Origin of the sequence: Paenibacillus dauci (assembly GCF_000971985.1) — a bacterium.
In the GTDB taxonomy this organism is placed as follows: Bacteria; Bacillota; Bacilli; order Paenibacillales; family Paenibacillaceae; genus Saccharibacillus; species Saccharibacillus dauci.
In genome coordinates this window covers 339,698-352,130 of record NZ_LAQQ01000001.1, presented here as the reverse complement: position 1 = coordinate 352,130, position 12,433 = coordinate 339,698, and the positions used below count along the sequence as shown (strand labels likewise).

11 protein-coding genes are annotated in these 12,433 nt (G+C 46.3%); 8 read left to right on the top strand and 3 right to left on the bottom strand.

Annotation, left to right across the window (positions count from 1 at the left end; genetic code table 11):
• The first annotated feature begins 3 nt into the window (after positions 1–3).
• The 5 genes from WH46_RS08950 (at position 4) to WH46_RS08930 (ending at position 4,751) form a co-directional block, all read left to right on the top strand.
• Positions 4–1,122: a TIGR04053 family radical SAM/SPASM domain-containing protein gene (locus tag WH46_RS08950; protein ID WP_046226466.1), complete on the top strand. Its 1,119-nt coding sequence runs from the start codon at positions 4–6 to the stop codon at positions 1,120–1,122.
• Positions 1,119–2,672 carry a protoporphyrinogen oxidase gene (hemG, locus tag WH46_RS08945; RefSeq protein ID WP_046226465.1) on the top strand — a complete coding sequence of 518 codons (1,554 nt, stop codon included), beginning with the start codon at positions 1,119–1,121 and terminating at the stop codon, positions 2,670–2,672. The genes WH46_RS08950 and hemG overlap by 4 nt, the downstream gene beginning before the upstream one ends.
• Positions 2,673–3,047: 375 nt before the next feature.
• Positions 3,048–3,662 (top strand): hypothetical protein, encoded by a 615-nt coding sequence (locus WH46_RS08940; protein ID WP_046226464.1) that lies wholly within the window; start codon positions 3,048–3,050, stop codon positions 3,660–3,662.
• A gap of 58 nt (positions 3,663–3,720) precedes the next feature.
• Positions 3,721–4,299, top strand: a complete 579-nt coding sequence (locus tag WH46_RS08935; protein ID WP_026136082.1) for a histidine phosphatase family protein — start codon at positions 3,721–3,723, stop codon at positions 4,297–4,299.
• A 53-nt stretch (positions 4,300–4,352) separates the two neighbouring features.
• A complete protein-coding gene (locus WH46_RS08930; protein ID WP_017812302.1) occupies positions 4,353–4,751 on the top strand; it encodes a hypothetical protein in 399 nt (132 codons plus the stop codon).
• 162 nt (positions 4,752–4,913) lie between these two features.
• On the opposite strand, the gene WH46_RS08925 is transcribed toward WH46_RS08930, so the two are convergent.
• The 3 genes from WH46_RS08925 to WH46_RS08915 form a co-directional block, all read right to left on the bottom strand.
• Positions 4,914–5,153, bottom strand: coding sequence for a hypothetical protein (locus WH46_RS08925; RefSeq protein WP_017812301.1), 240 nt, complete (start codon positions 5,151–5,153; stop codon positions 4,914–4,916).
• A 64-nt stretch (positions 5,154–5,217) separates the two neighbouring features.
• Positions 5,218–6,912: a hydroxylamine reductase gene (gene hcp / locus WH46_RS08920; protein WP_017812300.1), complete on the bottom strand. Its 1,695-nt coding sequence runs from the start codon at positions 6,910–6,912 to the stop codon at positions 5,218–5,220.
• Between the two features lie 205 nt (positions 6,913–7,117).
• Positions 7,118–7,999, bottom strand: coding sequence for a LysR family transcriptional regulator (locus tag WH46_RS08915; RefSeq protein ID WP_017812299.1), 882 nt, complete (start codon positions 7,997–7,999; stop codon positions 7,118–7,120).
• A gap of 356 nt (positions 8,000–8,355) precedes the next feature.
• Here WH46_RS08915 and WH46_RS08910 point away from each other — a divergent pair, with 356 nt between their 5' ends.
• The 3 genes from WH46_RS08910 (at position 8,356) to WH46_RS08900 (ending at position 12,433) form a co-directional block, all read left to right on the top strand.
• On the top strand, positions 8,356–10,071 hold the full coding sequence (locus WH46_RS08910) for an NAD-dependent malic enzyme (protein ID WP_017812298.1): 1,716 nt from the start codon (positions 8,356–8,358) through the stop codon (positions 10,069–10,071).
• Between the two features lie 157 nt (positions 10,072–10,228).
• Positions 10,229–11,191: an AEC family transporter gene (locus WH46_RS08905; RefSeq protein ID WP_017812297.1), complete on the top strand. Its 963-nt coding sequence runs from the start codon at positions 10,229–10,231 to the stop codon at positions 11,189–11,191.
• 195 nt (positions 11,192–11,386) lie between these two features.
• A complete protein-coding gene (locus WH46_RS08900; RefSeq protein WP_046226463.1) occupies positions 11,387–12,433 on the top strand; it encodes a bifunctional transcriptional activator/DNA repair enzyme AdaA in 1,047 nt (348 codons plus the stop codon).

Below are 12,433 nucleotides of genomic sequence, written 5' to 3'. Positions count from 1 at the left end.
GCCATGATGCCATCCATCAAGCAGCGGGACTATAGTCAGAATCCATTTATCGTAATCTGGGAAGTTACCCGTGCCTGCGCCCTGAAATGCTTGCACTGTCGTGCCGAAGCGCAGTATCATCCAGATCCGCACCAGCTCAGTCTGGAGGAGGGCAAGCAGTTGATTGATCAGATCAGCGAGTTTGACGAGCCGCTGTTTGTATTTACCGGCGGTGATCCACTGATGCGACCGGATCTATACGAGCTGGCACGATATGCTATCCAGGATAAAGGGCTATCGCTGTCTATGACACCAAGTGCGACTCCGCGTGTGACCCGCAGTGCAGTAGAGAAAGCTGGTGAGGCCGGATTATCGCGTTGGGCATTCAGTCTTGATGGTTCATGTGCAAAAATTCACGATCATTTCCGCGGAACAGCAGGTTCTTATGAACGTACGATGCAAGGGATACGCTATCTGCAGGAATTGCATATCCCGATTCAGATCAATACGACCGTCTCCCGTTACAATCTGGAAGATTTGCCGCAGATCGCAGAACTTGTCGCACAGATGGGGGCGGTACTATGGAGTGTATTTTTCCTGATTCCGACAGGCCGCGGTATGGAAAAGGATATGATTACCCCACAACAGCATGAAGAAGTAATGCAGTGGATGTATGAGCTGCAGCAGCGAATGCCATTTGGCGTCAAAGCAACCGAAGCACCACACTATCGACGAGTAGTGCTTCAGCAGCAGCGTAGTATAGTTCAATCTTCTGAAAATGGAGTCTCCCGTCCGTCCGCCAGCAAACATAGGGATATGCTGGGGCGTGCGCCGCAGGGGGTAAATGATGGGGATGGGTTTGTATTCATCAGCCATACGGGAGAGGTATATCCCAGCGGATTCCTGCCGCTTAGCTGTGGCAATGTACGGGAACAGCATCTCGCCGATATTTACCGGTCTGCTCCGGTGATGCAGCAGCTGCGGGACAAATCACTGCTCAAAGGCAAATGCGGAGTCTGTGAATACCGGCAGCTGTGCGGGGGTTCGCGGGCAAGAGCATATGCACTAACCGGCGATTATCTGGAAAGCGATCCGTACTGCGCGTATCAACCTGCAGCGTGGACAGGAGGAGACATACTATGACACCATCATCTATACGCAAAATTGTCGTGCTGGGCGGAGGGATCACGGGTCTGAGTGCGGCTTATTATGCCCGAAAGGCTGCTGATCAGCAGGGTATACCGGTAGAAATAACGCTCATTGAGAGCAGCAATCGTCTCGGCGGCAAAATTCATTCGGTTCAGACAGATGGATTCCTGATCGAAAAAGGCCCGGACTCTTTCCTTGCTCGCAAACAGCCGATTATCGATCTGACTCATGATCTGGGAATGGGTGAACAGCTGGTACCTACTAATCCAAAAGCAGGTTCCGCCTACATTTTGCATAAGAAAAAGCTGCATCAGATGCCGATGGGACTGGTGCTCGGTATTCCAACGAAGATTAGCCCTTTTATCCGTACCGGTCTGATCTCTCCACTGGGCAAAGCCAGAGCTGTACTCGATATGGTACTGCCTGCACGTCAGGCAGATGAAGATGAGGCGCTTGGTGACTTTATTGAACGGCGATTGGGTCGTGAAGTGCTGGAACAGATGACTGAGCCACTGCTGGCAGGCATTTACGCAGGAGATACACGTTCGCTCAGTCTGCTGTCGACCTTTCCCCAGTTCAGACAAATGGAGAAAAAGCACCACAGCCTCATTATCGGTATGGCCAGAGGAATGCTGCGTCGACCTGCTGCAAGCAAGGGAATTCAGCAAAAGGCCGGAACCCATGCAGGAAGCGATAGCAAGCTATCCGGTATATCCTCCTCATCTCCAACGTCGTCTATGCCCAAATCCAAAAGTATGTTTTTGTCTTATCAGCAGGGGTTGTCCGCTATTATTCGTAGACTGCAAGAGCAGCTCACGCTGAGCCATGTACAATTCCGCATGCAGCAACATGTGACAGGAATCGCTGCATCGGATACGTTTCATCCGGTAGATGACTCGAATAGTAGCATACAGCATCATCGTTATACCCTGACACTGAGCAGCGGAGAGAATATTGACGCGGACAGTATTATTTGCACTATTCCGGCTTATGCAGCAGCCGAACTGCTTGGAGATATTCCCGAGATCCGGCAGCTAAGTCAGATTCATTATGTGTCGGTAGCGAATATTGCTCTTGGATACAAGCATCACCAGCTGCAGCACGAATTTGAAGGTACAGGGTTCCTCGTGCCCCGCAAGGAAAATCGCATGATTACCGCATGCACATGGTCCTCGACCAAATGGCAGCATACTGCTCCAGCCGGTCAGACGCTGCTGCGTACCTATATTGGTCGTGCAGGTGCAGAAGACTGGACGAACCTGTCTGATGAAGAATTGGTACAGGCGGTACGCCGGGATCTACGGGATCTGATCGGATTCGATGCAGAGCCAGATCTGGTGGAGATCAGCCGCTGTTACCGCTCAATGCCGCAGTATCCGGTAGGACATAGAGAATTAATGGATAAAGTAAGAACTTCTCTCACAGCGCATTTACCTGATGTATGGTTATGTGGTGCAGGCTATGGAGGAATCGGGATTCCCGATTGTGTACAGCATGGCCGGGAAGCCGCAGAACAGCTCATCAGCAGGTGGGCAGTGAATTGATTCAGGTGATTGGCCAGCTGGCATAAAATATAAAAAGGACTACAGTTCTTATGAGCTGTAGTCCTTTTTTATATAATGGATAAGTAGAGTAGGAGTGATAGAAACTATGTAACATCATTTAAGAAGTAAGAAGTAAGAAGTAAGAAGTAAGAAGTAAGAATGAGATATGCGATGTAAGATATGAAGTTATATCGTGAAAAAGCTGGCTCTCAACAGCATAGACAGCTTAATAGAGCGATAGGGAAGTATATGATATGATGGAGATGTTCAAATACATATAGTCAGAAAGTTATTATCAAAGCATTATCGTAACATTGTAAATTATATTTAATCCGTCGATTCTGTCACCATATCTGTAACAAGGAGAGGACAAGAATGGGAGCCAAGCTCGGGAATGTGCATGTTCAAATCAGTGATTTGCAAGTACTGCTGGATGCTCTGGAAGATATGATTGCAGAGCAACCCGCTGTAAGTGGTTCAGTTACTTCTTCCAATCCGTACCAGGAGATTATTGATGAAGCAGAGCGTACCAGACACACTTATTATATCGCAGAAAAGAAGCCAGGATGGTTCAGTATTCTAAATGACTGGTTTGGTTGGGGAAAGACAGAGCAATTTGGTGAAGAGCTGTCTTCTTATCTGAATGCTCCTGTATTTACTTTGTCTTATTTTGATGAAGATGTACTGGAAATTGGCATGTTTACCAATGGAGAGAAATTAACCGGCTATACCTGGTGCAGTCAAACGCGACAAGAATATGGAATAGAAGAACAGGATGTAGATATTAGTATTTTGGCACAGATATTTGGTTATGAATACGGGGCAGGGTTACAACAAATTATTGAACAGCCGGAGCAGCAAAAAGCACTGGAGCAACTCGAACAACTGTTGCAGCTCCCCTTTGCGATAAGCTCTGATTTTTATATTGATCAAAAAGAAACCCTGACAGCTCAGTTTACCGAATTCAAATGGAATCTATCGGATAGATAAGTAGATTTTGATAATAATTAGAGAGGTATAAGAATTTAATCTTAAAGGAGGGAGCAAACTGGAGATTATTTTTATTCGTCATGGGCAGGCTGAACATAATTTGCCGGGGCCAGATCGATTCAATAAGACACATCCACATTTGACAGAACTCGGGAAGCAGCAGATCAGCGGCTTGCAATCCGGGTTGCAGATTGGAACAGATGATCTGCTGCTCGTCAGTCCCATGGTACGTACTATCGAATCGGCAGTTATACTTACCAACCATTCCCTCATTGCTCACGCTTACCTTAGCCATGCTGTAGGGCCTCGCATGTATCCGCAGAATCCAGAGTGGAAGCCACTCCTGTGCGATCGTCTGCTGACAAGAACCGAGCTGCAGCAAAATTACCCGGCATGGTCGATGATATATACAGAACAAGATGAGCTCGGAGATTCAGGAATAAACATAATGCCAGAGCCCGAGTTTGCAAGACTGGCTGCAAAGCAAATGGAATGGATCGCCCATTATCCGGCGAAACGAACGATTATTATCAGTCATGATGGCACGATACAGAGTTACCGCGAATTTCTGGGAGAACAGGGACTGACAAGAGCAGACTTTCTTGGTGAAGCAGGTCTATATAAAATGACCATATAGATAAGGGAATAAAATAATACTGTAAAAGAATCATTGAAAGAGGAGGCATTAGGTTGATCCAACCAGAGCATTATATTCAGAATGCAGAACAGGCACAGCAATTGATAGGGGAATACTGGTATTCCAGATTAGAATGGATATCCGGTTTTCATTTATATACTGCTCCTAATTCGTATTATGAGCCTGTTACAATAGTGGATATCACTTTTCTGCTGCATGGGAAATCAGGAAATTATGAAGTAATGCTTCGTTTTACCAATATTGAGCAGTTGAATTTTCAACCAGGATCGTTATTATGCCAGATCAGTGGCTTCAAAATAAACAGTCTTCATGATCGTGGATATACCGATATGAGATATTATATTGAAGATTATGAGAATGGAGAACTACATTTTTATTGTAAAAGTATAGAGTTAAAAAGCATTGAAAAATCCTATACTGCTATTCCGTAAATTCATCTTTAGCAGATTGGGCAATCTTATACATAGCAAAAAGCACTATCTAGCGAGAGTCATCGGATAACCGATCTAACGCTGGACAGTGCTTTTTGTCGTGTAAACCAATGCTATACTGCACTAATGATTGGGTTGCTTTTTAATGCTCTACCAGCTGGATCAGCTGTTGATTGAGCCGGTCTGACCGTCATTTTTGGCAGCTTCAAAATTGCCTGAGCCTACGCGTTCGCGAATCTCATCTTCTGTCAGTTCTTTGGCTACAGGACCGGTTGGGATGTCGGTAGCTCCATCGGCTAACTCGGCACGTTCCACCCGGGCAAATCCTGCATTGATATTGCGTCCAATCGCTTCACGTTCTTCACGACTTGTAATTTTCACTTTTTCCGGATCATTGGCCATGGTTATACCTCCTCTGGATTGTAAACAGGTCTACCTACCATTACCCGCTGACCCCGAGTGAAAATCAAGCGCCCATAAACATCTGCATATCATCTTCAACAGTTGTAATACCGGCAATACCAAAGTTTTCGACCAGCACGTTCACTACATTTGGTGAAAGGAAAGCAGGCAGTGTAGGGCCGAGATGGATATTTTTGACGCCCAGATACAGCAGAGACAGCAGAACGATAACGGCTTTTTGCTCATACCAGGCAATATTGTAGGAGATCGGCAGATCGTTGATATCCTCCAGACCAAATGCTTCTTTGAGCTTCAGGGCAATCACGACGAGTGAATAGGAATCATTACACTGCCCGGCATCCAGTACGCGCGGAATACCACCGATTTCACCAAGGTTCAATTTGTTGTATTTGTATTTGGCACAGCCTGCGGTCAGAATTACTGTATCCTGCGGTAGTTCTTCGGCAAATCGGGTATAGTAGCTACGGGATTTCATTCGTCCATCACAGCCAGCCATAACGAAGAATCGCTTGATTGCACCGGTCTGTACCGCATCGACGACCTGATCGGCTACATTCATAACCGCATTATGAGCGAAGCCGCCAATAATTTCACCTGTCTCGATTTCGGTTGGTGGCTGACATTGGAGAGCCTGCTCGATCAACCGGGAAAAGTCTTTGGGATGTCCATCTGTACCATCGGGAATATGCTGTACACCCGGATAACCCGTATTGCCTGTAGTATAAATGCGGTCTACATAGCTCGCTTTGGGCGGTACGATACAGTTGGTTGTCATCAGAATTGGTCCGTTAAAGGATTCGAATTCACTCGTTTGTTTCCACCAGGCGTTGCCATAGTTGCCGACGAAATGATCATATTTTTGGAATGCAGGATAATAATGCGCAGGCAGCATCTCACTATGGGTATACACGTCAACACCGGTGCCTGCAGTTTGTTTGAGCAACTCTTCCATATCGTGCAGATCATGTCCACTAATCAGAATACCAGGGCGTTGACCGACACCGATATTTACTTTGGTTACCTGTGGATGACCATAAGTTGTTGTATTGGCTTGATCCAGCAGTGCCATCGCATCGACGCCATATTTGCCGGCTTCCATAGCGAGAGCGAGCAGTTCGGGTACGCCTTGCGTATCATCGAGCGTAGCAGCTAGTGCCTGACGCATAAACTGATCGATGCCGTTGTCGACATAACCGAGGTGGTCTGCATGATACGTGTAGGCAGCCATACCTTTGAGTCCATAGGTCAGCAGTTCGCGAAGAGAGCGAATATCTTCATCGGCAGTACGAAGTACCCCGATATGCCGTGCTTTCTCATCCAGCTCTTCAGCGGTATAACCTTTCCATACTGCTGCATCCGGCAGATGCGCAGGCTCTGAAAGAGTCGCTCCGATACAGGTTTGCCAGAATAAATGAACTTCATTGCGTAGAGCCAGTGCTTCATGAATTTTATCGATAAAGAATTCACGGTCAAAGTTGGCATTGGTAATTGTCGTAAATAGACCATCGGTAATCATGAGGGAAATGCGGCGATTCAGTTCATCACTCAGCTGAAGATCTTTGCTAAGATAGGATATGCCTTTGATTGTATAAATAAGCAAATCCTGCAGATTGGCTACATCATGTGGCTTGCCGCAGACGCCTTTGATCGTGCAACCGGTGCCTTTAGAGGCTTCCTGGCATTGAAAGCAGAACATGGATGGTTGGGATTCAAGTGTAGCAGTGGATTGAGTTGTCATTGGGTATTACCTCCTGAGATGAATTTTCTCGCTGCAATTCAAGCTTATGTATTCAGCATAGCCGCTTGTTGGAGGCCACCTTGTGATTACAATCACTTATTCAAAATTAGGTAAGTGAAATTTGGAATATGTGACAGATCGTTTACAACGCATAATAAAACCGCCTATATAACAAGGCGGTTTTATTATGTTCTGTGCAATCACTTCAATCTACCTTCAGATTATCCTGCACCATCCGGATAAATTCCTTGGCAGCTACACCGAGAAACTTATCTGTCCGATAAATAATTCCGATCTGCCGTGTTGGTGGATAATCACTGATTTTGATCAATCGCAGTGTTGGATCGTTGAGCGAGTTGGACAGGGAGTAGGGCTGCAGACAGGCACCTACATCGGATTTGACGAATCCGTATAGGGAAGATGCGGTTGATGTCTCTACAATAATATTCAGGTTGAATCCTTTTTCCCGGCAATGAGTCTCGATTAGTTCGCGTGCTTTGAATCCCTTCGGATAAGCGATTAGAGGAAGGGCAGATACGGTCTCCAGTGATACCGATTTCTCATTAGCCAGTTCATGCTCCTCGGAGACGACCAGGACGAATTCTTCCGTATACAGCGGAGTAATAATCAGCCTCGGATCAGTAAATTCAATCAATGTAATCCCGATATCGACGACATTATTAATAACCATCTCGGCGACTTCAATTGCAGAAGAGATTTTGAGATGAATATTGGGGAATTGATGATGGAAATCGATCAGAATCGGTGTGATTCGGTAATCCAGTTCGGCAGCCATAACGCCGACAACCAGATTTCCACCATTATATTCGCGCAGTCCATTAATCTCATCGTATGCATCCTGCAGCTTTAATAGAATACTGCGAGCCTGCCGAAGTAGAATGAAACCGGCTTCGGTGATCGTGATTTTTTTGCCGATCCGGTCGAACAGCAGTGTTCCGAGTTCTTCTTCCATCGTACGGATCTGAATACTGAGCGTGGGCTGGGTGATGCCGAGCCTTTCGGCAGCCTTGGTAAAATGAAGCTCCTCACAAACTGCTACAAAGTATTCCAGTTGTCTGATTTCCATATGTAACACTCCTCAAGCCTGGTTTAAATTATAATTTGCTTCCAACATTATCATTGCTTATAACTATGATGATAATTTATAGCATTAATTTGAACAATACAACGAATATATCATTTTTGCCTGCTATATAGCTAATGGAAGCGTTATGCTAAATTATATTTTATTTCAGAAACGTAAGTAAAATTTTGAATATATGAATTAATGATAGTTTTTAGCTATGATAAAATAATTTATCATAGAAAATATTCGCAAAAAGTCTTTACAATATGTCAAAATGATACTATTATTAAACATGTGATCAACGAGCTTACGAAAAGTAATAATAAAAAGAAAAGTAAGAAAGAAGGCATTTAACCATGAACGCTTTTTACCTTGACCGTGATGGATCGATCCGAACTCTTTTGAAAGGAAAAGATATCCTCTCCAATCCTATTCTGAACAAAGGCGTGGCTTTTACCGCTGAAGAGAGAAAAGAACTGGATTTGAACGGGATTCTGCCTCCTATGATTCTGACCATCGAAGAGCAGGTGAGCCGCGTATATGAGCAATTAAACAGCGAGCCCAACAATCTTCGCAAAAATATTATGCTAAACGATCTCTATAACCGTAATGTTGTATTGTACTATCGTCTGCTGAGCGAGCATCTGAGCGAGATGCTGCCTATCGTGTACACACCAACTGTCGGCCAATCCATTCAGGAATATAGCCAGCAGTACCACAAACCGGGCGGCGTATACCTGTCCATTGACAATATGGATGGTATTGAAGAAGCATTCCGTAACAGCGGTGTACAGCCTGGCGATATCGACCTGATCGTAGCAACAGACTCCGAGAGTATCCTCGGAATCGGTGACTGGGGCGTGGGCGGTATCAATATTGCGATCGGTAAACTGGCTGTATACACTGCAGCTGTAGGTATTGATCCAAGCCGCGTACTGCCGGTTGTACTGGACGCCGGTACCAACAACGAGAAATTGCTGAATGATCCACTCTATATCGGTAACCGTCATGAACGGATTCGCGGTGACCGTTATGATGAATTCGTCGATCGTTATGTACAGACAGCACTGAAGCTGTTCCCGGATGTGCTGCTGCACTGGGAAGATCTTGGTAATGTCAATGCGCGTAATATCATTAATAAATACGGTGACAAACTCCTTACTTTTAACGATGATATTCAGGGTACCGGAGCAGTTACACTGGCTGCGATCATGTCCGGCGTACAGGTGAGCGGTACACCACTGTGTGAACATCGTGTACTCGTATTCGGTCCTGGTGCTGCCGGTATCGGTAACGCTGACCAGATTCGGGATGCAATGATGAAAGAAGGCCTGTCCCAGGAAGAAGCGGAAGGACGCTTCTGGGCATACGACTATCGCGGATTGCTGACTGATGCGACCGAAGGCGTACTGGAATTCCAGAAGCCTTATGTCCGCCAAACATCCGAAGTCGAAGGCTGGGCTGTAGAAGCAGACGGCAAGATCAGTCTGCTGGAAGTAGTTAAACAGGTCAAACCAACGATTCTGCTCGGTACTTCCGGTGTAACCGGAGCATTCAGCGAAGAGATTATCAAGGAAATGGCCAAGCATGTAGAGCGTCCAATTATCATGCCAATGTCCAACCCAACTTCGCTGGCCGAAGCGGTTCCGGCGGATCTGCTGGAATGGACTGATGGCAAAGCGCTGATCGCTACAGGCAGTCCGTTTGCACCAGTAGCTTACAAAGGTGTAACTTACGAGATCGGACAATCCAACAACGCATTTGTATTCCCGGGACTGGGACTGGGTGCGATTGTAGCCAAAGCGACTGTATTTACCAAAGGTATGTTCACGGCTGCAGCCGATGCGGTAGCGAATGCTGTTGATTCTTCCGAGCCGGGTGCACCGCTGCTGCCTCGTGTGAATGAGCTGCAAAATGTATCCTTTGCCGTCGCTGTCGCTGTCGCCAATGCGGCTATCCAGGATGGAGTTGCCCGCAATACACCGGAAAATGTGGAACAGGCTGTCAAAGATGCCATGTGGCATCCTGTATACAGAACACTCAAATCGGTTGCTGTTACACAAGCTGTCTAATCCCCAATTGTCTAGAGTAAGCCGGGTTCACCGTCTGTTCGTAGAGATGACGGGGATGAGGTAGAACCCATGTACCAATCAGGTTGCCTATCCGCTATGGATAGGCAGTCTGCCCTTATGGGGATAAGTTGTAACAATAAGATGGAGGTCCTGTATCATGTCAGTCGGTCATATTTTTGTGATATTAATTCCAATTTTCTTTGTCATCATACTGGGTTTTCTGGGTGGGCATTTCAAAGTATTTAATCCCGCTTCATCCAAAGGCCTGAACACCCTGGTGACCAAGTTTGCGCTGCCAGCGCATCTGTTCATCGGTATTACGACTACAAGCAAGCAGACGCTGATCGATAAATGGCCGTTTTTTATGACCATGTTCCTTGGTATCATCGGTTTTTATGTCATTCTGCTGCTCGTTATGCGTCTTCTTTTCAAAAAAGATCTGAACACATCGTCGATCTTCTCTCTGAATTCTACACAGCCTTCTTTTGCATTTATGGGTATTCCCGTACTGGGCAGTCTGTTCGGTCCGGCTGAAGTAGCCATCCCGATTGCTATTACCGGGGTGGTAGTCAATGCACTGCTTGATCCAATAGCTACCATTGTTAGTTCGGTCGGCAAAAAGACCCAGGCAGGCCATGACAGCGGTCATCAGGAGAATCTGTTCAAGCTGACCATTCATTCTATTCTGCATGGTCTGAGAGAGCCGCTGGCCTGTGTGCCATTGATCGGTGTAATCCTGACCCTGTTTGGATTCCATTCGCCGCAGCTGCTGCAGGATTCCCTGGATCAGATCGGTGATATTACTTCCGGTGCGGCATTGTTTGCGATTGGTGTAACGATTGGTCTGAATCAAATCAAATTCAGTGCCAATGCGATCAGCATTTCACTGCTCAAAGTTATCGCCCTTCCAGTACTGACTTATCTGATCGCTCTGATGTTCGGTCTGTCAGCTACCGATATTACGATGGCAGTTCTGCTCGTATCCTTCCCGGGCTCTGCAGTAGCAGCCATGATTGCTACACGCTTTGAGACACTCGAAGTCGAGACGGCTTCTTCCTTTGTAATCAGTTCAGTATTGTCGCTCATTTCGCTGCCTATACTGATTTCTATTCTTTTGTAATATAGCTTTAATTTTAACTAAAATTTGATAAGGTCATCCGCTGCATAACCTGGTTACGGCGGATGGCCTTTTTTATATGGTTTGGTGATGTTCACCTGCAGTAGCGTACCAAGAATCAATGCCTGAATTTCGGCGATGTGGTTGTATAGCATCCTTTATAATAAGAGCATGACATTGCAAATAAGGAGCATAGCTATGATATCTACCGAGCATCATCACGAATACTATCAGGCACTGCTGGACAAAAAGACGGAATATGAAGGTCTGTTCTATGTCGGGGTAAAAACGACCGGTGTATTCTGCCGACCGACTTGTCCGGCACGCAAGCCCAAGTTCGAGAATTGTGAATTTTACCAGACTGCACAGGAAGCATTGTTGGCTTCGTATCGTCCCTGTCAGCGCTGCCGACCGCTGTCTCATCCCAATCAGGTATCGGATATCGTTCGTATGCTGGTCGAAGAGGTTGAGAAGCATCCCGAGAAAAGATGGAGCCAAGCAGACTTTCGTGCATTGGCAGTAGATGAATCAACCGCCCGCAGGCAGTTCAAAAAGCGCTTTGGCATGACCTTTGTGGAATATGCTCGCGCTCGTCGCATGGGACTCGCACTCAAACATATTCGCTCCGGGCAGTCGGTTATTGATACCCAGTTATCGGCGGGTTACGAATCCAGCAGTGGCTTTCGTGATGCTTTTGCCCGTATTATGGGTGCTGCTCCAACACTGGTGAATGAAAATCATGTGCTAAAAGCTTCCTGGATCGATACGATGCTGGGACCCATGATTGCTATTGCCAGCGAAGAAGCCTTGTATCTGCTGGAATTTGTAGATCGGCGTGGATTAGAGCGTGAGGTGGAGCGTTTACGGCAAAAGCTGCGCTGTGCTATCGTGCCGGGAATAACCGCTCCGATTTGCCAGATCGAGCAGGAATTGCACGAATATTTTGAAGGGCGACTTACTGTATTTACAACACCGCTGGCACTACTGGGGTCGCCTTTTCAACAGCAGGTATGGGAGCAATTAATGAAAATCCCACCAGGGGAGACGCGTTCATATGGTCAGATTGCTATAGCACTGGAACATCCTTCGGCTTTTCGCGCAGTTGCCCGGGCAAATGGTGCCAATCAGCTGGCAATTGTGATTCCTTGTCATCGTGTGATTAATGCCAATGGAGAATTGGGAGGCTACGGCGGAGGCCTTACCCGCAAAGAATGGCTGCTACAATTAGAAAAAAAGGGGGATTGA

Coding starts and splice junctions, on each gene's coding strand:
- WH46_RS08940 (WP_046226464.1), top strand. CDS start 3,048: ATGGGAGCCAAGCTCGGGAATGTGCATGTTCAAATCAGTGATTTGCAA.
- WH46_RS08950 (WP_046226466.1), top strand. CDS start 4: ATGATGCCATCCATCAAGCAGCGGGACTATAGTCAGAATCCATTTATC.
- WH46_RS08910 (WP_017812298.1), top strand. CDS start 8,356: ATGAACGCTTTTTACCTTGACCGTGATGGATCGATCCGAACTCTTTTG.
- WH46_RS08900 (WP_046226463.1), top strand. CDS start 11,387: ATGATATCTACCGAGCATCATCACGAATACTATCAGGCACTGCTGGAC.
- WH46_RS08925 (WP_017812301.1), bottom strand. CDS start 5,153: ATGGCCAATGATCCGGAAAAAGTGAAAATTACAAGTCGTGAAGAACGT.
- WH46_RS08905 (WP_017812297.1), top strand. CDS start 10,229: ATGTCAGTCGGTCATATTTTTGTGATATTAATTCCAATTTTCTTTGTC.
- hemG (WP_046226465.1), top strand. CDS start 1,119: ATGACACCATCATCTATACGCAAAATTGTCGTGCTGGGCGGAGGGATC.
- hcp (WP_017812300.1), bottom strand. CDS start 6,912: ATGACAACTCAATCCACTGCTACACTTGAATCCCAACCATCCATGTTC.
- WH46_RS08915 (WP_017812299.1), bottom strand. CDS start 7,999: ATGGAAATCAGACAACTGGAATACTTTGTAGCAGTTTGTGAGGAGCTT.